Origin of the sequence: Acinetobacter sp. MF4642, assembly GCF_002018925.1 — a bacterium.
GTDB classification, from domain to species: Bacteria; Pseudomonadota; Gammaproteobacteria; order Pseudomonadales; family Moraxellaceae; genus Acinetobacter; species Acinetobacter johnsonii.
Genome location: NZ_MVON01000038.1, coordinates 1 through 22,911, shown reverse-complemented (window position 1 = coordinate 22,911; position 22,911 = coordinate 1). Strand labels below are relative to the sequence as shown.

20 protein-coding genes, 1 pseudogene and 1 other annotated feature are annotated in these 22,911 nt (G+C 35.2%); of the genes and pseudogenes, 13 read left to right on the top strand and 8 right to left on the bottom strand.

Features of this window, described 5'->3' with window-relative positions:
• Nucleotides 1-116 precede the first annotated feature (116 nt).
• Nucleotides 117-551: pseudogene (gene istB, locus MF4642_RS14825) on the top strand (IS21-like element ISAba8 family helper ATPase IstB); the annotation flags it as partial.
• A 277-nt stretch (nucleotides 552-828) separates the two neighbouring features.
• Here the strand turns inward: istB and MF4642_RS14820 are convergent.
• Entirely contained in the window at nucleotides 829-1,920 is a 1,092-nt protein-coding gene (locus MF4642_RS14820) for a transcriptional regulator (RefSeq protein WP_004979611.1), read from the bottom strand.
• A gap of 233 nt (nucleotides 1,921-2,153) precedes the next feature.
• Nucleotides 2,154-3,128 carry a lipoyl synthase gene (gene lipA, locus MF4642_RS14815; protein ID WP_004979608.1) on the bottom strand — a complete coding sequence of 325 codons (975 nt, stop codon included), beginning with the start codon at nucleotides 3,126-3,128 and terminating at the stop codon, nucleotides 2,154-2,156.
• A 341-nt stretch (nucleotides 3,129-3,469) separates the two neighbouring features.
• Here lipA and MF4642_RS14810 point away from each other — a divergent pair, with 341 nt between their 5' ends.
• From MF4642_RS14810 to MF4642_RS14785, 6 genes are read left to right on the top strand one after another with little or no spacing between them, the layout of a single operon-like run.
• Entirely contained in the window at nucleotides 3,470-4,432 is a 963-nt protein-coding gene (locus MF4642_RS14810; protein WP_078426701.1) for a thiamine pyrophosphate-dependent dehydrogenase E1 component subunit alpha, read from the top strand.
• Between the two features lie 15 nt (nucleotides 4,433-4,447).
• Nucleotides 4,448-5,467, top strand: a complete 1,020-nt coding sequence (locus MF4642_RS14805) for an alpha-ketoacid dehydrogenase subunit beta (protein WP_004979604.1) — start codon at nucleotides 4,448-4,450, stop codon at nucleotides 5,465-5,467.
• A 1-nt stretch (nucleotide 5,468) separates the two neighbouring features.
• Entirely contained in the window at nucleotides 5,469-7,004 is a 1,536-nt protein-coding gene (locus MF4642_RS14800; protein ID WP_078426700.1) for a 2-oxo acid dehydrogenase subunit E2, read from the top strand.
• An 11-nt stretch (nucleotides 7,005-7,015) separates the two neighbouring features.
• On the top strand, nucleotides 7,016-8,416 hold the full coding sequence (gene lpdA, locus MF4642_RS14795) for a dihydrolipoyl dehydrogenase (RefSeq protein WP_078426699.1): 1,401 nt from the start codon (nucleotides 7,016-7,018) through the stop codon (nucleotides 8,414-8,416).
• A gap of 11 nt (nucleotides 8,417-8,427) precedes the next feature.
• Complete coding sequence (locus MF4642_RS14790) at nucleotides 8,428-9,213, top strand: acetoin reductase (RefSeq protein ID WP_004693127.1); 786 nt, start codon at nucleotides 8,428-8,430, stop codon at nucleotides 9,211-9,213.
• Between the two features lie 21 nt (nucleotides 9,214-9,234).
• Nucleotides 9,235-10,293 carry a 2,3-butanediol dehydrogenase gene (locus MF4642_RS14785; RefSeq protein WP_010326712.1) on the top strand — a complete coding sequence of 353 codons (1,059 nt, stop codon included), beginning with the start codon at nucleotides 9,235-9,237 and terminating at the stop codon, nucleotides 10,291-10,293.
• Between the two features lie 323 nt (nucleotides 10,294-10,616).
• Here MF4642_RS14785 and MF4642_RS14780 read toward each other — a convergent pair whose 3' ends face one another.
• On the bottom strand, nucleotides 10,617-10,853 hold the full coding sequence (locus MF4642_RS14780) for a VF530 family DNA-binding protein (RefSeq protein WP_003651786.1): 237 nt from the start codon (nucleotides 10,851-10,853) through the stop codon (nucleotides 10,617-10,619).
• Between the two features lie 848 nt (nucleotides 10,854-11,701).
• Here MF4642_RS14780 and MF4642_RS14775 point away from each other — a divergent pair.
• From MF4642_RS14775 to MF4642_RS14760, 4 genes are read left to right on the top strand one after another with little or no spacing between them, the layout of a single operon-like run.
• Nucleotides 11,702-12,913, top strand: coding sequence for an N-6 DNA methylase (locus MF4642_RS14775; RefSeq protein WP_078426698.1), 1,212 nt, complete (start codon nucleotides 11,702-11,704; stop codon nucleotides 12,911-12,913).
• A gap of 2 nt (nucleotides 12,914-12,915) precedes the next feature.
• Nucleotides 12,916-13,764, top strand: a complete 849-nt coding sequence (locus MF4642_RS14770) for a hypothetical protein (RefSeq protein ID WP_004762965.1) — start codon at nucleotides 12,916-12,918, stop codon at nucleotides 13,762-13,764.
• Between the two features lie 10 nt (nucleotides 13,765-13,774).
• The gene (locus tag MF4642_RS14765) at nucleotides 13,775-15,730 is read left to right on the top strand and encodes a hypothetical protein (protein WP_078426697.1); all 1,956 of its coding nucleotides are present in this window, start codon (nucleotides 13,775-13,777) and stop codon (nucleotides 15,728-15,730) included.
• A gap of 1 nt (nucleotide 15,731) precedes the next feature.
• Nucleotides 15,732-16,661: a hypothetical protein gene (locus MF4642_RS14760; RefSeq protein WP_004762961.1), complete on the top strand. Its 930-nt coding sequence runs from the start codon at nucleotides 15,732-15,734 to the stop codon at nucleotides 16,659-16,661.
• 11 nt (nucleotides 16,662-16,672) lie between these two features.
• On the opposite strand, the gene MF4642_RS14755 is transcribed toward MF4642_RS14760, so the two are convergent.
• Complete coding sequence (locus MF4642_RS14755; RefSeq protein WP_078426696.1) at nucleotides 16,673-17,164, bottom strand: hypothetical protein; 492 nt, start codon at nucleotides 17,162-17,164, stop codon at nucleotides 16,673-16,675.
• An 85-nt stretch (nucleotides 17,165-17,249) separates the two neighbouring features.
• On the opposite strand from MF4642_RS14755, the gene MF4642_RS14750 reads away from it, so the two are divergent.
• A complete protein-coding gene (locus MF4642_RS14750) occupies nucleotides 17,250-17,459 on the top strand; it encodes a helix-turn-helix domain-containing protein (RefSeq protein WP_078426695.1) in 210 nt (69 codons plus the stop codon).
• Here MF4642_RS14750 and MF4642_RS14745 read toward each other — a convergent pair.
• Nucleotides 17,448-17,885, bottom strand: coding sequence for a hypothetical protein (locus tag MF4642_RS14745; RefSeq protein WP_078426694.1), 438 nt, complete (start codon nucleotides 17,883-17,885; stop codon nucleotides 17,448-17,450). The two genes, MF4642_RS14750 and MF4642_RS14745, sit on opposite strands and share 12 nt — an antisense overlap.
• Nucleotide 17,886: 1 nt before the next feature.
• Nucleotides 17,887-19,740 carry a hypothetical protein gene (locus MF4642_RS17210; protein ID WP_227518556.1) on the bottom strand — a complete coding sequence of 618 codons (1,854 nt, stop codon included), beginning with the start codon at nucleotides 19,738-19,740 and terminating at the stop codon, nucleotides 17,887-17,889.
• A gap of 269 nt (nucleotides 19,741-20,009) precedes the next feature.
• On the opposite strand from MF4642_RS17210, the gene MF4642_RS14730 reads away from it, so the two are divergent.
• A protein-coding gene (locus MF4642_RS14730) for an IS3 family transposase (RefSeq protein ID WP_101495454.1) occupies nucleotides 20,010-21,229 on the top strand; the annotation gives its coding sequence in 2 pieces (ribosomal slippage) (nucleotides 20,010-20,286 and nucleotides 20,286-21,229; 1,221 coding nt in all).
• Nucleotides 20,285-20,401, top strand: a sequence feature (AL1L pseudoknot). Its footprint overlaps the gene before it by 117 nt.
• On the opposite strand, the gene MF4642_RS14725 is transcribed toward MF4642_RS14730, so the two are convergent.
• A complete protein-coding gene (locus tag MF4642_RS14725) occupies nucleotides 21,226-21,462 on the bottom strand; it encodes a hypothetical protein (protein ID WP_413772811.1) in 237 nt (78 codons plus the stop codon). The two genes, MF4642_RS14730 and MF4642_RS14725, sit on opposite strands and share 4 nt — an antisense overlap.
• A 223-nt stretch (nucleotides 21,463-21,685) precedes the next feature.
• Nucleotides 21,686-21,865, bottom strand: coding sequence for a DNA-binding protein (locus MF4642_RS14720; RefSeq protein ID WP_004915830.1), 180 nt, complete (start codon nucleotides 21,863-21,865; stop codon nucleotides 21,686-21,688).
• Nucleotides 21,866-22,911 lie beyond the last annotated feature (1,046 nt).

Here is a 22,911-nt window from a genome sequence, read left to right as displayed (position 1 = left end):
GGATAATCTTTTTCAGATTCAATCAATAATTGAACCGCTCTTTCTCTGATTTCAGGGGTATATTTTAATTTTGTCATCGGAATAGTCTCTCAGAATATTGAGTCTCCGACAAACCCGGTACGGTTCAAACGCACTTATCTATGGCATTAGGCTATAAGGCCATCATGAACAACATTAAGATCAAGTTCATTACCGCCGCCGATCTCATGCTGCAACTAAGTACAGCCTACCAGCAAGGTAAACTGAAAACCTATATGCAACGTGCGGTACTGGGACCAAAGTTACTGATTATCGATGAAATTGGTTATTTACCGTTTGGACGTGAAGAAGCGAATCTGTTCTTTAACGTGATTGCCAAGCGTTATGAAAAAGGCAGTACGATATTGACGAGTAACTTACCCTTTAGCCAATGGTCTAAGTCATTTGCGGATGATGTTACGTTGACCGCTGCGATGTTAGATCGGCTATTACATCACTGTCATGTGGTACAAATATCGGGTGAGAGTTATCGTTTGAAGATAAAAAAGAATAGGGATTCAACCTCAGGTTGAAACTTAATACGAAATCAAGGGGGTCAATTTTACTTTGCCATTTGTAAGGTAAAAGGGGGGGGCAATTTTAGAATGCCGTTGACAACGGCAAAGCTGTAGTAATGGCATAGATACACCTTGCAGCGACAAACTAGGTGTCAAAGCTGGGTAAGTGAATTACTAGACTTCACTGTATTTAGTTCTCAATTTTAAATTTTATTAAAGGAAGTATGAAAATCATACTTCCTTTTCAATCTGCTTCACAATAAAACTTTAGAGTTGAAGCAACAGATCAAATCTAAATCAGATTTGAAAAATAATTACGGTGGATACTGTCCTGTGGTAATAACTCTAATAAACGCTGTACCGCATCAATTCGGTCATGTGTTTGCCCAATAATTCTTAATAATTGATCGATATCCTTTATTTGATAGATCAACTGGCTTAAACGGGCATCAAAACAATGTCTCCAAGTGCTGAGTAAAGGGCTTTCTGATTTAGAGAGAAAGCTACCTTTATATAGCGAGAATGTACTGGAAATAAGATTTGCATTTAATGATTGTTCAGCACTTAAAAAATCACATTGGACTTCACAGCTAAGCCTATAAATCCGAGGCTCAATTGAATGAGGTAATAGGCTACGAAGTTGTGAAAGCTCAGCCTTTAGGGTTTTTAAGCTGACACTACGCTCACCATAAAGGGCATAGTGTAACTCTTCTAAACCAATGCCATGGGGGTGCAAAGCTAAAATGCAAAGTATTTCAATTTGACGGTGACTCAAGTTCAAGGTATGCCCATTAAATTGAACCCAAGGCGAGCCTAGCGCCTTAATGTATAAAAAATTCTGCTGTTCAAATTTTATGGCTCGTTGTATTAAATCCGCACAGCGTTCAACTGCAAGCAGCCCCAAAGGAGTATGTTTTTTATATTTTGTGGAAAGGTTAATAATGCCATGAAATTGCCCTGATGTCGGATCCCAGATCGGCGCGGCATAACAAACCCAATCTCGAACACTGTCCATTTGGTTTTCATGAGAATAGACACAACTTGATATTTGGCTGTTTAAAGTCATACCTATCGCATTGGTCCCAACAGCCTGTGTAGACCAATGCCCACCCTCAATAAAATGAACCTGTTCGGCAGAAGAAAGCATTACAGAACTACTCCATGTCCATAAGAGAGTACCTTGATGATCTGTGAGACCAATCGCCATATCTGAATCATCAGCTATTTTGAGTAAGTCGGCATAATTATGTTGGATAGAGCGGCGAAATAAAGACGTTTTATCTTCTGGAGGTAAGGCTAAAACAGGAGCGGCATGAACAGTATGTTGATTAATTAAATGGGTTGTTTGCAGATTTTTTGCAGATGCGGTATTGAACAGGTTCATATCATATTCCTTTATGATCAGACTGTAATATTTTTAAATTTTAGAAATGAGTTTCCAAATTTATAGTCATTTACGTCATTTCTTCTTGCTTCAATTTTAAATGCTTTTATCTTTGCTTGGTTAAATCATATCTTTTGGCTTTACCAGTCCTTGAGTTACTTTAAAAGTGTTCTTATGAGCTGAAAATGGCTATTTCCATCTGAAATGTTAATAAACGTAAATAGGATGAAAATTCATTCGCTCATGTAAGGGCTAGGCACAGCTTCACCATGATACTGACGGTCTGCAAAATAACTTGATCGTACTAATGGCGCACTCCAAATATTTTTAAACGCTAAGCGCTCTCCATGTGTTTGATAATGCTTAAACTCTTGCAACGTAACAAAACGATGAATTGGCGCATGAGATTTAGATGGCTGTAAGTATTGACCGATTGTGACATAGTCCACTTGATAATCTTTCAAATCATTTAATAACACAATAACCTCAGCCTCGACTTCTCCTAAACCTACCATCAAACCACATTTCGTTGGAATTTCAGAACAGTAGTGTTTAAATTTTTTGAGTAAATCCAATGAGTGCTTATAGTCAGCGCCTGGTCGCATGGCTTTATACAGACGTGGAACGGTTTCAATATTATGATTAAAAACATCGGGTGGGTTTTGGCTCAGAATCTTCAGGGCAATATCTGCACGACCACGAAAATCAGGAACCAAAATTTCTATCAGAGTTTCTGGACTGGTTTGACGAATTTCTCGAATGCAATCTGCAAAATGCTGTGCGCCACCATCTTTTAAGTCGTCTCGATCAACAGAAGTAATCACGACATACTTTAAGTTTAGATTCTTGACTGTTTCAGCCAGATGCTTTGGCTCATTAGGATCTAGGATATTAGGACGACCATGTGCGACATCACAGAATGGACAGCGGCGAGTACAAATATCTCCCATGATCATAAACGTTGCAGTCCCTCCGCTAAAGCATTGTGGCAAATTAGGGCAGGCCGCTTCTTCACAAACCGTATGTAGTTTCTGTTGTCGTAATAAATCCTTAATGATTTGAACTTCCTCAGGTTGACTAATTTTAGTCCGAATCCATTCTGGCTTTTTCGGTGTCGTTTCTGTTGGAACAACTTTAATTGGAATACGCGCCATTTTTTCAGCGCCACGTAGCTTTTTTCCAGTTAATACTGTGTTATTTAAATCCATTACAAACACTCCATCATTTAAAATAATTAATATAGATCCCGATATTAAATAAGCTCTTTTAGGTGCTTTAATAATATTAAAACAGTGCAAAAAACTTATCATATAAAATAAAGGTTGGTTAAAGGTTTGTTTTCATATGTGATTGAACCATTGTAAAATTTTAAAAAATTTTTAAGTTCATAACCTTCTGTTTTTAATATTTTTTCCATCTCTTAATGCATTATATTTTTTTAGTCTAATATGAAATTAAATAAAAATATATTTATATAAATATACGGTTTAAAAATCCAACCATTAATTTTTGGATTTTCTTTTAAGCGTAGTTAATAAGGAACAAAGATATGCAATTAACGGAAGAGCAATTGCTAGCAGCATACAAAAGAATGCGCGACATTCGTGAATTTGAGGATCGACTTCACGATGAAAATAATACAGGTGATATTCCCGGTTTCATCCATTTATATAGCGGTGAGGAAGCTATTGCCGTAGGGATCTGTGAAAATTTAACAGACAAGGACTTCATTACATCAACGCATCGTGGTCATGGACATTGTATTGCTAAGGGCTGTGACATTCACGCCATGATGTTAGAAATTTTTGGCAAAGATGATGGTTTGTGTCGTGGTAAAGGCGGCTCAATGCACATTGCGGACTTAGATAAAGGCATGCTCGGTGCAAACGGTATTGTGGGTGGTGGTCCACCTTTGGCTATTGGGGCAGCTTTAAGTGCTAAAACACTGAAAAATGGTGGGATTGGTCTATCATTTACCGGTGATGGCGGGTCAAATCAGGGCTTAACTTTTGAAGCCATTAATATGGCTGTCGTGTTAAAGCTCCCTGTCATTTTTGTTTTTGAAAATAACGGTTTTGGTGAAGGTACTGCACATGACTATGCCGTAGGCAGTAAAGACATTGCAGGTCGAGCGGCAGGTTTTGGCTTACCTGCTGAAAAAGTAGATGGAACAGACTTTTTTGCTGTGTATGAAGTTGCACAAAAAGCCATTGAACGTGCCCGCTGTGGTGAAGGTCCGAGTGTGATTGAAACGGTAACCAACCGTTTTTATGGACATTTTGAAGGTGATCCGGGGCTTATTCGTTCCAAAGAAGAACTGGATTATGTCAAAGAACATAAAGACCCATTGAAAATATTCCGTGAAAAAGTCAAGAATAAAATTGACGAAGCCAAACTGGATGCGATTGATGCCCAGTCTAAAGCCAATGTAGACGATGCCGTTGCAAAAGCACGCGCAGCTAAGTACCCAGAAGTCTCTCAGTTACTTACTGATGTTTACGTCTCTTACTAAAGGAATAGTAGAAAAATGCCAAATAAAAGTTATCGAAACGCGATTAAAGAAGCAATTGAATTAGAAATGCGCCGAGATCCGAGTGTCATTGTGGTCGGTGAAGATGTTCGTGGTGGGCATGGTGGCAAAAATACCGATGACAATAAACTGGAAGGTTTTGGCGGTGTACTTGGTGTAACCAAAGGCTTATGGACTGAATTTGGTTCTGAGCGAGTCATTGACACCCCGATTACAGAATCGGCGATTATTGGTATGGCGGCAGGTGCTGCTGCAACGGGTTTAAGACCTGTGGCAGATTTAATGTTCATGGATTTTTACGGCGTGTGTTATGACATGCTGTATAACCAAGCGGCTAAATTCCGCTATATGTTTGGTGGCAAAGCCAAAGCGCCACTCGTTGTACGAGGCATGATCGGTGCAGGTTTTTCCGCAGCAGCGCAGCATTCTCAGTCGCCATATAACGTGTTTGCCTCAGTGCCTGGTTTAAAAGTGGTGGTGCCTTCAAGTGCCTATGATGTGAAAGGGTTGTTGATTCAAGCCATTCGAGATGATGACCCAGTAGTATTTTGTGAACACAAGTTGTTGTATGACATTAAGGGCGAAGTGCCAGATGAAGCCTACACTATTCCTTTTGGTGTCGCAAATTACACCCGTGAAGGCACTGATATTACCATTATTGCCTTAAGCTTGATGGTGCATCGTGCCAATGAAGTTGCGGATAAGCTCGCAAAAGAAGGCATTTCGGTTGAAGTGGTTGACCCTCGAACCATTTCTCCATTAGACGAAGATGGCATTTTAGAATCAGTGGCGTCAACAGGTCGCGTAGTGATTGTAGATGAATCTGCGGCGCGTTGCGGTTTCGGACATGATGTGGCTGCACTCATTGCACAGAAAGGCTTTCATTATCTTAAAGCACCAATCGAGTTAGTCACTCCACCACATTCACCCGTACCATTTTCACCAGTATTAGAAAAAGAATGGCTACCCAGTGTAGAACGCATCGAACAGGCTGTACGTAAGACGTTGGAGGCTTAGGATGAGCGAAATTAAAACTTTAGAAATCCCAAAATGGGGTTTGTCCATGGAAGAGGGTACGATTGCCCAATGGCTGATTGAGGAAGGTACGCAATTTAGTAAAGGACAGGAAATTTGTGAAATTGAAACCACAAAAATCGTCAATGTTCTTGAAGCACCTTTTGATGGCTTGCTACGCAAAATTATTGCTAAAGATGGTGACACTCTGGTCGTAGGTGGAGTTATTGCAATTTGTGCAGACGCTCAAGTTTCAGATACAGAAGTTGAAGCATTTGCACAGTCCTTAGGTGGAACACCTGCTGTAACAGAAAATAAAGCGGTAGCAGCGGTTCCTGAAAAAGTAGCTGTAGCTCAAGTTGAAACCAAAGTGCAAGCTGCTCCTAAACAGAACAGTGTTGGTAATGGATCAAAAGCGGTGACTCAGGGCGGATATTCTATTCCTGCTGCGTTACAAGGCTACCAACAAAGCGATGATATTTTTGCAACGCCACATGCCTTGAAATTGGCTGAAAAGCATAATGTAAACTTGTCTCAGATTACGGGTTCTGGACGTGAAGGTCGTATTAGTGTTCAAGATATTCAGACCGCAGTTCAAGCTGCTGGTGGTTCTTGGCCAGATGTGCGTCATCAAGCCAGTACCAAAGCCGCGAAATCTAAAGCAGATGATAGTGATGTTCTAGCGACACCTGTTGCCCGCCGTTTGGCAAGACAATGGGGCATTAATTTGCATGATTGTCGTGCATCGGGTTCACGTGGACGAGTCTGTAAGGAAGATGTTGAAGCTGTATATCAACGTGAAAACCCTGTACAAGCTCAACATGCTGATCATGCGCATCCAGCAGAGTCCGCAAAATTCACTACTGTAGCTATGAATGGTATGCGTAAAGCAATTGCTTCGCGCTTACAGGCTGCGAAACGCAATGCACCACATTTTCGCTTAACGATAGACTTAAATGTTGAGTCAGTTCAGGCTTTGCGTCAGCAAATTAACAGTACCGTACCGCAAGTCAAGCTGTCCATTAACGATATGCTGATTAAAGCTGCTGCTGCCGCACTGATCAAAGTTCCACAGGTCAATGTTCAGTTTGATGAAGAAAATCAGCAGATTTTACAGTTTGAACAGGCTGATATTTCGGTTGCTGTGGCCATCGAAAATGGACTGATCACGCCAATTATTAAATCAGCGAACCGTAAATCTTTGGCGCAAATTTCCAATGATATGCGCGATCTGGCGACACGTGCCAAAACTGGAAAACTAGCACCTGATGAGTTTCAAGGTGGCAGTTTCAGTATTTCCAATTTGGGAATGCTGGGTATTCAACAGTTTGATGCCATTATTAACCCACCTCAAGGTGCAATTCTGGCCTTAGGTGCAGCAGAGAAACGTGCTGTCATCGAAAATGATGAGATTGTTGTTCGTGAAATGGTGACTGCAACATTGTCTTGTGATCATCGTGTCATTGATGGTGCGTTGGGTGCTCAATTCTTATCGGCATTGAAGCAGTTTGTCGAAAACCCTGCATTAATTTTGGTGTAGGAGGAATAGCCATGTCAGATACACAATTTGATCTTGTGGTTATTGGTGCTGGTCCTGGAGGATATGTCGCTGCGATTCGCGCAGCGCAACTGGGATTAAAAACAGCAATTGTTGAAAAACAACACTTAGGCGGAGTGTGTCTTAATTGGGGATGCATTCCAACCAAGGCATTGTTGAGCGGGGCTGCGCTTGCGCAGCAGTTCAAACATGCAGAGCAGTTTGGCTTTACTCTTAACGCGGTTGATTTTGACATTCAAAAACTGGTCCATCATAGCAGACAGGTTTCTGAGCAACTGGTACAAGGTATCGGTCAATTATTGAAAAAGAATCAAATCACTGTTTTTAATGCAGCAGCCCAATTTATTGCCAAAGAGCATTTAGAGCTTACAGATGCGAATGGTCAAAAACAGCAGATTTCTGCACTGCATATTATTGTCGCAACAGGTGCACGTGCGGCCAATTTGCCTCATATTCCTGTAGATGGCCATCAGGTCTGGAGTTATAAAGAGGCTTTAGTTCCAGACCAATTACCAAAATCTTTACTGGTCATTGGTTCGGGTGCTATAGGCAGTGAGTTTGCAAGCCTATACCAAGACTTAGGCTGCCAAGTCACCTTGGTTGATATTGCAAAGCAGATTCTCCCTAGCGAAGACATTGAAGTTGCGAAGTATGTACAAAAGCAATTTGAACAGCAGGGTATGCAGGTTTTAACCGAAGCGACTGTAAAAAAAATAGAAACTGATCAGGCTCAAGTACATTGTCATATTGAAACTGCCACAGGTGTGCAAATAATTACTGTTGAAAAGGTGCTTTCAGCTATTGGCGTGAAACCGAATGCTGAAAATCTTGGCCTAGAAGCTTTGGGAATTGAATTTGAGAATGGTTTTATTAAAGTCGACTCATGGTGTAAAACCAATGTAGTGGGCATTTATGCAATTGGTGATGTCGCAGGCGCACCGTGTTTGGCACACAAAGCCAGTCATGAAGCCATTCTTTGTGTGGAGAAAATTGCAGGCCTAAGTCATGTACATGCTTTAGATCGTACACAAATTCCGGGCTGTATCTTTACCCATCCGCAAGTGGCCAGTATTGGTTTGACAGAACAGAAAGCGAAAGCTGCGGGCTTGAATATCAATGTGGGTAAGTTTCCTTTACAAGCGAATGGTAAAGCATTGGCTTTGGGCGATAGCGCAGGATTTGTTAAAACCATTTTTAGTCAGGAAACAGGTGAATTGTTGGGTGCTCACATGGTTGGACATGAAGTCACCGAACACATTCAAGGGTTTGCCATCGCGAAATACCTAGAAGCTACAGATGAAAGCTTGGCGCAGGTCATTTTCCCTCATCCTACTTTGTCTGAGGCGATGCATGAGTCGGTCTTGTCGGCGATGCAACGTGCAATCCATATTTAAGGAGTCGCAACATGCCTAGAGGTTTAAACAATAAAGTTGCATTAATTACGGGTGCGGCACAAGGTATTGGACGCGGTATTGCCTTACGTTTAGCACAAGAAGGTGTTCATATTGGATTAGTCGATCTTCACCAAGAAAAGTTAAATACTGTTCAACAAGAGGTTGAAGCCTTTGGCGTAAAAGCCACCACATTTATTGCGGATATTTCAGATTCAATACAAATCAGTGACGCTATTAATCATGCAGAATCGACACTTAATGGTTTTGATATCATGATTAATAATGCAGGTATTGCACAAGTCAAAGCTTTGGCAGAAGTAACGCCGAGTGAATTTAACCAAATTATAAACATCAATGTCGGTGGTGTACTTTGGGGGATTCAAGCCGCAGCAAATAAATTTAAACAACGCCAACAGGCTGGAAAAATTATTAATGCATGCTCAATAGCAGGTCATGAAGGCTTTGCTTTACTCGGTGTTTATTCGGCAACTAAATTTGCAGTTCGTGCATTGACGCAAGCTGCGGCTAAAGAATATGCCAGTGTTGAAATTACTGTAAATAGTTATTGTCCGGGTGTTGTTGGTACTGACATGTGGGTCGAAATAGATCAGCGGTTCTCTGAAATTACAGGTGCACCAATTGGTCAAACGTATAAAAAATATGTAGATGGTATTGCTTTAGGACGTGCTGAAACACCAGATGACGTGGCTGCATTAGTTGCATTTTTAGCCAGCGAGGATGCAAACTATATTACAGGTCAGTCTATTTTGACAGATGGTGGAATGGTTTACCGTTAATATCAACATGAGGAATACACAATGAAAGCAGCTCGTTTTTATGATCGAGGGGATATTCGAATTGAAGATATCCCTGAACCGAAAGTACTTCCAGGCACAGTTGGAATTCAAGTTGCATGGTGCGGTATTTGCGGTACAGATTTACATGAATTCATGGAAGGCCCTATTTTTATTCCACCTTGTGGTCATCCACATCCAATTTCGGGAGAATCTGCACCTGTAACAATGGGACATGAATTTTCAGGCGTAGTTTATGCAGTTGGTGAGGGTGTAGACGATATCCAAATTGGACAACATGTCGTAGTTGAACCCTATATTATTGCGGATGATGTCCCGACTGGCCTGAATGATAAGTATCATTTATCAAAAAATATGAACTTTATTGGTTTAGGCGGACGCGGTGGTGGTCTTTCTGAAAAAATTGCAGTTCAGCGGCGTTGGGTACATCCTATTTCAAATGATATTCCTTTAGACCAAGCAGCATTGATAGAACCTTTATCTGTCGGTCATCATGCCTATGTCAGAAGTGGCGCAAAAGCTGGCGATATCGCACTGGTTGGTGGAGCAGGCCCAATAGGCTTACTTTTATCTGCTATTTTAAAGGCTAAAGGTCTCACGGTCATCATTACTGAACTGAGTGCAAAACGTAAAGAAAAAGCGATAGAAGCGGGTGTTGCCGATTATGTACTAGACCCATCTAAGGTTGATGTAGTTGCTGAGGTAATGAAAATTACAGAAGACCGCGGTGTAGATGTCGCTTTTGAATGTAGTAGTGTCAATAAAGTCATGGATACACTCGTTGCAGCAATGAAACCAACTGGTGTAGTCGTTATCGTTTCTATTTGGAGCCATCCTGCCACAATTAATGTGCATAGTGTGGTGATGAAAGAGCTAGATATTCGTGGCACGATTGCTTATGTAAATGATCATCAGGAAACTATCCGTTTAGTCGAGCAAGGTAAGATTAATCTAGAACCTTTTATTACCCAACGTATTGCATTAGATGATCTTGTTTCTAAAGGCTTTGAAACGTTGATTCATAATAATGAATCGGCTGTAAAAATTATTGTTCATCCATAGTAAAGCCTAATTTGAACGACTAATTTGAATAAACTAGAAATAAACTCTATGTAGCTATTTCTAATATCTTTATAGATAGGGAATGAGTCTGTACGTACAGATTCATTCTCAAATTTACAGTGTTGAGTGCCAGTATGATTTTGATCATACAGCCTAGTAAAGATAGAAAATAAGTTTTTAAATAAACCATAGGGATATAGACTAAATTTTGCCAGGAGAGTGATGGCAGTCCACCACTAATTAAAAGGTGTCTACAAAATCATTGGCTATTCAATAATTTTAGTTTACTGTTTGGTATAAAATATTATGCTGAGTTTTGATAGCTACGATTTTTGTTTGGCTTTTTGACGTAAGACATACAAATATAAGCTTTCAACTTTTTCACGTGCCCATGGTGTGGTACGTAAAAACCGTAATGATGACTTAACACTTGGATCTATACAAAAACATCTAATTTCAATTTTACGACTTAAGCCTTCAAAGCCACCATAGTAATCCAATAACTCATCCAAAATGTCAGCAAGTTTTTTGCCGTGTAGAGGGTCATTGGAGGCGTTCATAATAAATAAACCATATTTTTGGAGGCCATTATTATAACCTGAGCTAGTTGAAAAATGGGAGGGTTGAAATTTAAACATAATTAACATTGATGTGTGCTGAAATAGCAGTAGACATTCACTTGTGAGATTCTAGTCAGCCGACTTGTAAAAATCTTCTGCCATTTGATTTGGTGTCTTAAAATGTAGACCTTTCTTTTTATAGAATAAGACCTTAAAGAAAACCTATTTAACTGAAGCAAACATAAAAGTGCATTATTAATTTGACAGATAATAAAACCTGATTTAATCTATATCAGAAATAATGAACAAATTAGCAGGTGTTATTTAATTAACTTATGTTCACCTAGAGCCTAGTTCAAAATTAAATTTATTTTTATATATAATATATTTAATTACTTAGAGCGCAAAATAATTACTTTTAAAATATTCGGTTCATGAACCTAGCTATGAATATATAGTTTCCTACTAAAAAGTCTTAAGGATAGAAGAAATTTGTCTAGGAGAGTGGTGGCAATCCACCACCAACTAAAAGGTGTCTACAAAATCTGTGGTTATTCAATGATCACCATTTATCGTTCTTTAAAACGTTTATGAAGTTTACGATAGAGTAGGTTCTGCTTTTTGATATCGCGAACTGCATATGTAATTAACTATGAAGTGCTAAAATTTGAAGCAAATTGATAATTGATGATAAACATAAATTTTTTTATAAATATTCTTGTTTTCAATTCTTTAGGGATTATCTTATCTAAATAAGCGAATGTGATTAAATTATTGGTTAGGGAAAAAACCCTATTCAATTAGGGTGCGTGATAGTGTAGACTAGACAAAAATTTCTTTAGTTTTATGTGAATAGTCTCTTTAAAGTAACCTCAAAAAAATCTGACTTTTTAGGAAGATACTATACGGATCATCGTATTTCTGCATTGATCTATAAGCTTTCACATGTTAAAAAAAATAAAAGAGTATTGGATCTTGCTTGCGGTTCTGGAAGTTTATCTGAACCATTTTTATTGGCGGATAATTTATTTGACTGTACATTAGTTGATATCGAAAATAACTTACCCAATAATTTTTTTTATAAAAAAAATTTTAAATTTTACAATTTGGATTTACTACTAAATGATGAAATTTTTAATAAAGTTTCACACACTAAATATGATTTAGCAGTTTGCAATCCTCCATATATTAACTATCAATGGAATGACTATCTTAAGGGTATAATATATAACAGCAAAATTGACTTAAAAATATTAAGGAAAAAATATGCTCCAGCACCTGTAATATTCCTAGAATTAAACTTAAAATTACTTACTAAAAATGGGTCTTTATTTATTATATTACCTGACCAATATATTACTGGTTTACAATATTCTTTTTTAAGAAATTATTTAATCAATAACTATAAAATATGTAAAGTTATTAAACTTCCACAAAACTCTTTTACAAATACCCAAGTTGATAGCTATATTTTAGAAATAAAAAAAGGAGACAAGACTAATCATATTGAATTTTATCAAGTAAGTAATGATTTTCAGTTTAATAAAATTAACAACATACATGCTTCTTCATTACATGATAACTTTAATATAAGTCAAATAAATTCTTTAAGTCATGAAAAGAAGACTTGTATTTCATTTTTACAAAAAATATATAGAGGAAATATTGCTTCAAATAAAATTCATGACGATGGATTGAATATCTTTCATAGTACTAATTGTGGAATATCCAATAATATACCAACTGAATATATATATGAAGATAACAAACATTTTCTTGAGAAAAAAATTAAATATGCCGAAGAAGGCGATATAATTTTATGTCGAATAGGAAGGAATTTTTATAAAAAGATTTTTTTTGTCAAAAATGGTTATATAGGGATATCTGATCATTTTTTTGTAATTAAAGTTGATAATAATAAATCAAAGGATTTATATAATTGGCTAATTGGGGATGGAAATGAGAGGTTAAAAAATTTAGCACATGGTTCGGGTGCTAAATTTATAAATATAGAATCATTTAAATCAATGTGTTTTAATCAAAATAAAAACAAGGAATAGTTGTGTATCAATTATTAGCCACTATAAAAAACTTATCTTCTACTGGTATTAGATCTATTAGTTATGATGAAATAAAATTATGGTTAGGACAGTTTAGAACTGACGAAGAAAAGCTTTTAGGTATTTTGATAATAAGATACATGATATATAGAAATGAAGAGCAAATGTTATCTTTAATAAAATCAGCTCTTAGAAAATTGGCATTTCACTATATTGAAGAGGATGATGAACCATTTATAAAATGGCTTCAAATTCTTAATAGAAAAGATAAGGGGCTAAAATTTACATTTGGTCCCCCCATTGACCGAGAATTTGGTTTACCAGGTAAAAGTGGTGAACTTATGATCAGATTTATTCAACAACTAGGTATTTCTAAAAGTTCTTTTGATTATCCAGAATGTGCGACTATCTTAAACGATAACGATGTATACGTATTAGTCGACGATGCAATTTTAACAAGTGATCAAATTACTGGTATTCTACATAAGTTTTATGCACTAAAAACTTTAAAAAATTGTGCAATAGTAGTAGGCATTATTCATAAAGATGGGTTGGATTTATTGAATAAGAACTTTCCTAATATTAATATCTTTTATGGTGAAGTCATAACACATGAGCATAGTCTGACAGAAATCTCTAAGTACTGGATTGATAAAAGAATATGGAATTATGAGAAGGATCCTATAGAAGTTTATACAGATTTATGTAATGATTGTGAATTCGAAAAACCATATTATTTAGGACACAATAACCAAGCTTTATTATTAATGTATCATCATAGCGTTCCAGATAACTCACTGCAAATTCTATGGGATACTTCTGAAAAATGGAATCCATTAAAAAAAAGGTAATAAGATATCTATGATTACTGATCACAGTGCTTTTTCCAAGACTCGTGCCGAAGAATATGATTCTGATATTTGGGGTAAGTTTTTTATTCCACCTTATTATTCAACTCTAAATATAAAAAAGTCAACAAAATCTATTTATTTTGTAGGAAAGCGTGGTTGTGGTAAAACAATGCTTCTTAAGTATTTAGATTATCACAGTCAATTTTCTAGAAATAGAAATGAAATACCTGTAGAAGAAATTGAACATACAGGCATTTATTTAAGAATGGATACTCATTTCTGCAACTCAATGAAATATAGAGGTAAAAGTGATGAGTTTTGGTTGAATTTATTTGATCAATATATCGGAATTATTATTTCCATTGAAATAATAAATTCTTTATACATAATATCCAATAGTAATTACTCTTTGTTTAATAAAGATGATCTCCTCAATGTTGATTTATCCTTTTTAAATGGTTATGAAGAAAATTTTCCAGATAACATCCAAGATCTAAGAAAATATTTAATAATTAAAAGAAACTCTATTAATAACTATATTTCCAATATTGAAATCACAAATGAAAATGTATCTTACCTTTCAGGTAAAAAATTCGTCGATTCATTAATTGAGGCTTTAAAATTTAATGCCACTTTAGAAAAAATTAATTTTTATTTATACCTTGATGAAGTAGAAAATGTTACAGATTATCAAAGAGTCTATTTAAATACTCTTTTGAAACACTCTAAAAGACCATTTATTATAAATTTTACGTCAAAAGTAATATCTGATTCTAACGCTACAATGGGAACAGAGTATATTAATGCAACGCATGACTACCTATTACACAATTTAGACCAAATATTATCCTCAAAAGAGGAAAAAACTTTTTTTGCAGAAGTTTACTTAGGTAATACAGAATTATCCAATCATATTAAAGACTCTGAAATCCTTAAAATTATTACTGATGAATCTAAAATTGAATACAGAAAAACTGAATCATATCAGAATCATATCAATGAAATTGTGCGAAATAAGTTTCCTTCATTATCTTTATCGGAAATTGCGAAACAATCAATTGAAAATGAAAGAACTAAGAAAATTTTATTAGATCAAATTTCTAAAGCATTTAAAAATAAATCAATTGATTATAATGTAAGTGATTTTTTTGAAGAAAATAAAGATTTACCTTTGTTATTAATAATTTCACCTGCTTTATTAAATAGAAGAAATTTTAATTTAACTAAAGTAATTAATCTATTTGAAGAATACAAAGCTGATAATACTCTTATTAAGAAGCAAGTTGACGATTTGATACATAATAATTTATTTGCTGCTATTCTTGAACTTTATAGACCTTATAAGCTAGGATGTCCTTTATATAGTGGGTTTGAAACATTTTTGACGATGTCTAATAATAACCTACGCCATTTTCTGATACTTTGTCTTAAAACCATAGAAATATCTGATTTACTATTTGATAATTCTGAAGTTTTTAGTATTGATACACAAGTAAAAGCCTCATTTAGTGCTTCAGAGACACTAATTAAAGAAACTCGCACCTTTGGAAAATTAGGTGAAAGTTTACGTATTTTCACATTGAGATTAGGGACATTATTTCAAACTTTACAATCCTCACCCACACTTAGCGAGCCTGAGCAGAATCAATTTACAATTAATTCTGGAAGTGAGGTTTTATCGCTTGAAGATAATTTATTTATTTCAGAGGCTTTAAAGAACCATATTTTAATCGAAAATATTGAGACTAAAACTAAGTCTACAAATAAATTTGATTTAATTGATTATCAAATAAACCCTATTTATGCACCCTATTTTAATATTAGCTATCGCAGAAAAAGAAAGATTGAATTATCAGTTACAGAATTTAAAGTTTTATATCAAGGAAGTGAGGATGAAGTTAATGAGTTAGTTAAAAAGTTAATTAAGTCTGAAAACACTCCAACTTCTCAACTAACTCTTTTATAATATGAAAAATATTTTACAAACAGCTATTCACTCCTACCAAATTTCGAAATATTCACGTGCTTATTTTATGTGTGACTTAACAGAATCACTAATATTTTTTCACGGTGAAGCTGTAGATGAACGAGGTACACATGCAATTAATACTTTAAGTTCTTTAGCTGATTCTAAAAATATATTCGTATATGATGTAGAAAAAATGTGTTTAAACATTGATGGCACTAATTATTTAATCCAAGATTTATTCGTTAATCATAGTATTTTTCCTAAAAATTCTACATTTATATTAGATGCAACTACACTTGGATTTGTTGAAATATTTCTAATTATAAAAATTTTAACTCAGCTAAAAATCTCTGCTATTTCAATTTTGTATATTGAACCAAAGGGGTACACTACAGAAGCTGATAATGCAGAAATTTATAATTTATCTTTAAAAGCTAGTAGTTTTTCACCAATTCCTACAGCTGTAATTGATATGTCTAGCAGTGAGGTTCCTTATGGTGTATTTTTTCTAGGATATGAATCCTCACGAATTTCTATTGCTTTAGATTCATATAGTATGATTTCTAATAAGGATATAAAAGTAGTATTTGGGGTACCAGCGTTTACATCTGGATGGGAATTAAAGTCTATTATTCCACACTTAGAAGTTTTAAAAGAAAATTCTGATTTTAATATGAAATATTGTGGTGCTAATGATCCTGGTTCTGCTTATGATATCTTGTTAGATATAGAAAAATTAATTAGCAATAATGAAAAGTTCTTTATTGCACCAATTGGAACTAAACCGTGTGGGATAGCTACTGCTATTTTTGCGAATGTTTTTTCAGATAGAGTAGGTCTATTATATGATCATCCTATTAAGTTAAAAAATAGAACATATGGAGTTTCTACCGAAATTTTATATAAAGTTCATTTCAAATATGATTAAAACCATGAAAATTATATTAGATATTCAATTAAAGAATTAGTAGCTTTGATTTTTATTTTCAAGCTATTAATTTCTTTGCTTTTTATTTGTCGTAATTGTTCAATTTTAAATTGGATATCAGGAAATAGTCCTTTTAAATCATGCAATGCTTCAATTTCTTCTTTTAGTGCAGTGATTTCGCACTCAAAATCTTCTTTTTTCAAATTTAGTTCATGGAGGGTAGATGTTGACTCAATGCAAAACTGCGATCGTAAATCATGCAAATTTTCAGCTTCAGTATAGGTTGTTTGTCCATATCTACTTTTTTCAACATCAACAGTTAAATAGCCATCTTTAACTAGTCTAAGTATTAGACGATAAACACTTTGATAGTTAACATTACTATCTACTACTTTCAAAAGTTTAACTTTATCCCAGAAATCTACAGTTTGCCATGACTCAATTTTATAGCTACAAAAGACTCTAGAAACCTCTCGGAACATTGGTAAATTTTGAATTTCCATATTCATTACACAAATAATGAGGATTATAGTCCGTGGATTAAAATACTTCAATTCTTGATAGTTCTTGTATTTATGGTTATCACCTATGAATCAAGAACTAGCACTGTCGATTGGCTCTAAAATCAGGGAAACTCGGAAAAATAAATCAATTAGCCAAGAACAATTAGCCTTATTAACAACGATTGATCGTAGCTATTTGGGGCGAATTGAAAGGGGAGAAGTCAGTATTACCGTTGAGAAACTCTACCAAATTTCAAAAACACTCAATGTTGACCCTAAAATATTACTCCCGTGATAAATATTTTTTGAGAAGGTGAGGAGCTAGTAGATGATCTATCTTCAAGTTAGTTCTTAACTTAACCTCTTCAATAATATCTATAAGCGTTTCAGTATTCTGATGAAGCTGTGACTCCAAATCATCAATTTGTGTACGCAGATTTTTATTGGTGTCCGTAAGAGCCTGCCTTGTCTTTTTATTCACATAAAGTTGTTGTTCCTTAGTCTTTAGGTTGAGTGGCGAAATCTGCTCAGATACATACAGAGATATTAGCTTCTTCCGTTCAGCAGAACTCAAAGTACTTAGCCCACCTGATATATAACCCTTAGATGTTAGACGGCTATGAACAGATCTGTGCGAAATAGGGGATTTTTCAAAACCTTCAACTAACATCATTTGCAATTCTTGTTCGATGACTTCATCTAATTGTTTACCACGTAACATATTAGGCTTCCTTAGTCTCAATTTTTTGCTGTTCTATAGCGAATAGTTCACTTAAGGTTGTTGGTAATTTAGTGATCGCATCGCCATAAGGAAAAACGGGAATAGGAGTTAAACTATTTTGCCTATCAAGTGCTTTTGTCTTTAAGTCACTTAAATAAAGTATTTTTTGACGCAAATCCTCAAGCATTTCTCTATAAGATAAATCATGGATTACGATTTGCTCTATTTGTGCAAACTTATCTAGTAATTCATTCAAAGTATGTTGTAGGGCTTCTAATTCACCTTTACGGCCAGTTAAAGCAAAGTTTCCACATTGATCACCTGATTGGCAGGCTAAACGGTTAGGGCAATCGTGCACAGCGACTTCACGCATGCACCCACCAAAAGGCAAGGGGTGTAAACAAGCATGCCGTTGGACTAAGGAGTCTGCTAGTGAATTATCTTCTTTAACCAATTCATTAAATGACTCTGAGATATCTTGAAAGTACTCATCAAAAAAGGAGTTTTTTACATAACTTGCCACTTCATTTTTTGAATCAAATGTTTGTAAATTCATCTTTAGATTATTTTCTAGATCCAATTGGTCCGAAAAGTACATTAATCCATCATTTTTGATAGAATCAATTGGATAGTCTGGCTTTAGTTCTTGTTTATCATTTTCGTAAAGTGCCAATTCATGTTTTTCTAACAAACTAGCTGTGACTTTACGTTGTTTTAACGCTAAGTGTTGATAATATTGGTTTTGCTTAATGTCTACACGCCCCATGAGCATTGCTTGTAGATGTTCAGCTATTCCACTTAAAGCAAGGAAAGTATTAATATTATGGCGTGGGATATGGCTTGTTAGTTTTGAATGCTCTTTTTCATTCTCAAGTAAATTATATTTTTCAAAAACAGACTTACTTAATGAATTTCCAAAAAAGCTATTTATTAACATTCCATTTAGAGGAATGATGTTTGTTTTATTGATGAAAGCTCTTTGTAGAGTTGCAGATCTAAACTCATGAATAAAAAGTAATTCTTCATAAGCAATTTTTTCAGTTTTTCCTTCATAATTAAAAACATGATCTATAGGGTATTCGGAGTCATAATTAGCTAATCCTTTAATAAAAGTATTAATATCATGTTTTAAATAATATTTTTCGATACATTGATTAGATTTTATCTCCTTGAAAATAGATACATTTTTTAGAGTTTTAATAACTACTTCACGCTGTCCAGCTCGGCCTCTATATGTATCTTTAACCCCAAAAACAGTTCCAATCAGATCATCTATTTCCACATAATCTTGATCAATATCATCAATTGATTTTGGTAAAAAATCTGAACAATTTTTTGACCTAATATAATGAAGATGTTCTCTATATTCTTTTGTGAGTTCTAACACAGTTTGAATTATTGTCTCAACCAAATTTGCAGACAAGGGCTCAATCCAATGTATTCTAAATCCAGCACCTTTTGCACCATGATATTGAATTCCCAAAGTGTATTGCTTGATACCATCCAAAGTTAGATGCTCTTTTGTTATTGGATCAAGTATAGGTTGCTTAATCAATGCATCTGTTTTTAAAAGGATTGCTTCCGTTGAACGTAAACCAGTAACGATGAGTAGTAATAAAAGATTCAAAACAATCTTTTCACCATTCGTCTCACACAAACTGATGAGCGAAACAATATTTATAAATGTACGAATTGAAATCAGCTTCTCTTTATCAAGATCATCTTCATCGAGCTCTAGTTGATCTATTAAAGCTTTTGTTTTCTTAGCATTTGGGGTTCTATTATAGGGACTTATATAAAGATATTTTTGAGAAAATTCTAATGGTTGTTCAGTAAAACCGTAGTGATTTAACATCTCCTGTAATCTAAGGTATGTACCAGCATGGTCAGGAAGATTCGTTTTACTTGCGTTTTCTATCAAAATCTCAAATGACTTATTTAAGATTAGTGTAGACAATTGACATGGATGCACATTCTCAATGTTTTCAACATATAGGGCGCTGAACCAACGTTTTAGTATTAAAAATTCTGAATAAAGTTTCTGCGGAGACGCTTTAGAGTTAGATTTACGGTATGAACCGTACCGGGTTTGTCGGAGAGTCAATATTCTGAGAGACTATGCCGATGACAAAATTAAAATATACCCCTGAAATCAGAGAAAGAGCGGTTCAATTACTAATTGAATCTGAAAAAGATTATCCTTCTACTTGGGCAGCAATCACAGCAATTGCACCTAAGATTGGCTGTACTCCTGAAACACTACGTTCCTGGCATCAGAAGTATTTGAATCAACAGAATCCAATCAAAGTACAGCAGCTTTCAGACCAAGAACGTATCAAACAACTCGAACGCGAAAATAAAGAACTGCAACGCGCCAATGAGATTCTACGCAAAGCAGCCGCTTTTTTCGCCCAGGCGGAGCTCGACCGCCCACACAAATAATGGTGGATTTTATCCATAATAATAAAGAGCTGTACGGAGTCGAGGCGATTTGTAGAATTTTACCGATCGCACCTTCGACCTATTATCGGGCTTTAGATCTCGTTGATAACCCAGAACATCGAGCGAAACGTGCTCTGCATGATTTACATCATGCAGAGCAAATCAAACGTATTTGGAAAGAAAGTTCAGGTCGATATGGTGTACGTAAAGTTTGGCAAAAATTGAAACGTGAGGGTTATGTTATTGCACGTTGTACAGTTGCTCGATTGATGCAAAAGCTAGGTATACAAGGTGTTTGGCGTGGTAAGAATAAACAAACTACTCGTAACCGAGATGACCAAAAACGGGCAGATGATTTAGTGAAACGTAATTTTAATGCTGATCATCCAAACCAACTATGGGTGGGTGACTTTACCTATATTCAAACTCATTCAGGCTGGGTCTATACCGCCTTTATTATTGATGTGTTCTCACGAGCAATTGTTGGCTGGAAAGTATCTACACGAATGAATACAGATATGGTGCTCGATGCATTAGAGCAAGCATTGCATGATCGAGGCATGCCAAAGAATGTGATTCATCATTCCGACAGAGGTGTTCAATATCTTTCCATTCGTTATACCAATCGTTTAGAAGCAGCAAATTTACGAGCATCAGTCGGTACGACCGGTGATTCATACGATAATGCTTTGGCTGAAACGGTGAATGGCTTATACAAAACAGAGGTGATTGAATATTTAAAAGCAGATTGGCAAGGTTTAGCGGATGTACAACTTGCGACACTAAACTGGGTGGATTGGTTCAATAAAGAACGTGTACATAGTGCACTGGGTTATGTATCGCCTTTTGAGTTTGAAGCAATGTACTATGATAAGATTAACCCGTTAGGTCAGGTGGCCTAACTTAAATAAAAAAGTCTCTGACAAACCCGGTACGGTTCAAATTCCAAATTACTTTCAACAGGTATCATTCCAACATTTTTCTTACTAGGAAATAACGAGGTACGTTTGCCAACGCTACCTTGATGAAATTTCCTGATGCCGTGCAAGACACCTGCAATATCAGAGCCACGCTTAAAAGCAAGTTCGATCTGTTCATGAAGATTTGAGTTTGGATCATCTTTATATTTTTTCATGTTGAGTACCTTCCTTAACTCGTTTGAAAAAAACAGCAGGGCTGCTTTTCAGAAACGAGCCTATTTATTCACTTTGTAAAAAACAAAATGTAGGGCTTGACGAATTGCCCAATACAGAAGATACTTTGAGTAAGGGATTTCAATATTTCTGTATTGGAATCAAACGACTTATGTCTGCAAACATAAGTCGTTTTCTTTTATATAAACCTATAAGAATAAATTTTTATTGCTTTATACCTAGCTTCACTGCGATCAGATGGCTTTTTCCTCTTTGTGGAATGCGTGTGTGATTCAATATTTGGTAGACCAATTGAGCAGGGAAATTATTCTCCCTTGACCATTCCGCAATTGATATACCAGAACTATTAAATTCTTCTTTTACTTGCTGGATACTTTTAATCATCTTGAAAGCTCCTAATTTTTTTATAAAAATATAGTAATTTTATAAAAACTACAATTTTCTATATTTCTTGTTTAAGATTAAAATTCGCTATAATAAATCAAAAAATATAGTCTGAATTGCACATAAGACTTTGTTTTTATTAACTAAATATGCAGGTTTAAAAGTCAAAGCCTTTAATATCTAGTCTAAAAATGTATTCAAGAGTTTAAGAGCTAAGTTTAATTTTTTTTAGATACTTATTATCAATTTATAGCTAGGGTTTTAAGTAAGATTAATTTACTAAGAATTTTATATACTTAATGTAGGTATAGTGGTTTAAATACATTTTTAATTAAAACCTAACGATACTTTTAAAGCTTCATGAACATATTTTAAGAAAGCATAGCAAAACGGATAAATGTATTTTAAGGCATTGAAATATTTTATTACATTTTCGCAATATTATTTTTATAAATATGAAATATTCAGGAGCTTTTTTAAGAAAACAGTAGCAAAGTAGTATTTCATCAAAGTAATTGAAACTCTTTATTCTACTAAACGAGCTACGTAAACTTCACAATAGTATAGACGCTGACGATAGATCATTTAAGCTTGATAAGGGAATACAATATATTGGAAAGATCAAAAGGGTCATTCATTAGAGCTAAAGAATTGTTAAGAGCTCAATTCAGGACAGCCTGAAAAATAGGAAAAAGTTGAGCCGAAAAGTATCAAGAGTCAGGTCAATGAAGTACATGCATGTGTAACCATATTAAATAAGTTCATCAAATTAGGTAAACCCGTAATAACCAAGTTGTAATTTAAATTTGAATGCTATGCACAACATAGATATATGAATGACGTAACATGTGTCGCAAATGACAACTTATGTGTCGCGTGACGAGAAAGAAGGATATGAAGTTATTGTTAGGTGTATCGGATTTAACATAAAATTACGTTATGCGACATCGAGCGCAAAAAAGAGAAGGGCGAATTAATCGCCCTTTTTTTGTTTAGTTAATATTCAATGTCTATGTAAATCACACTAATCAGCTTTTTTTATTTCC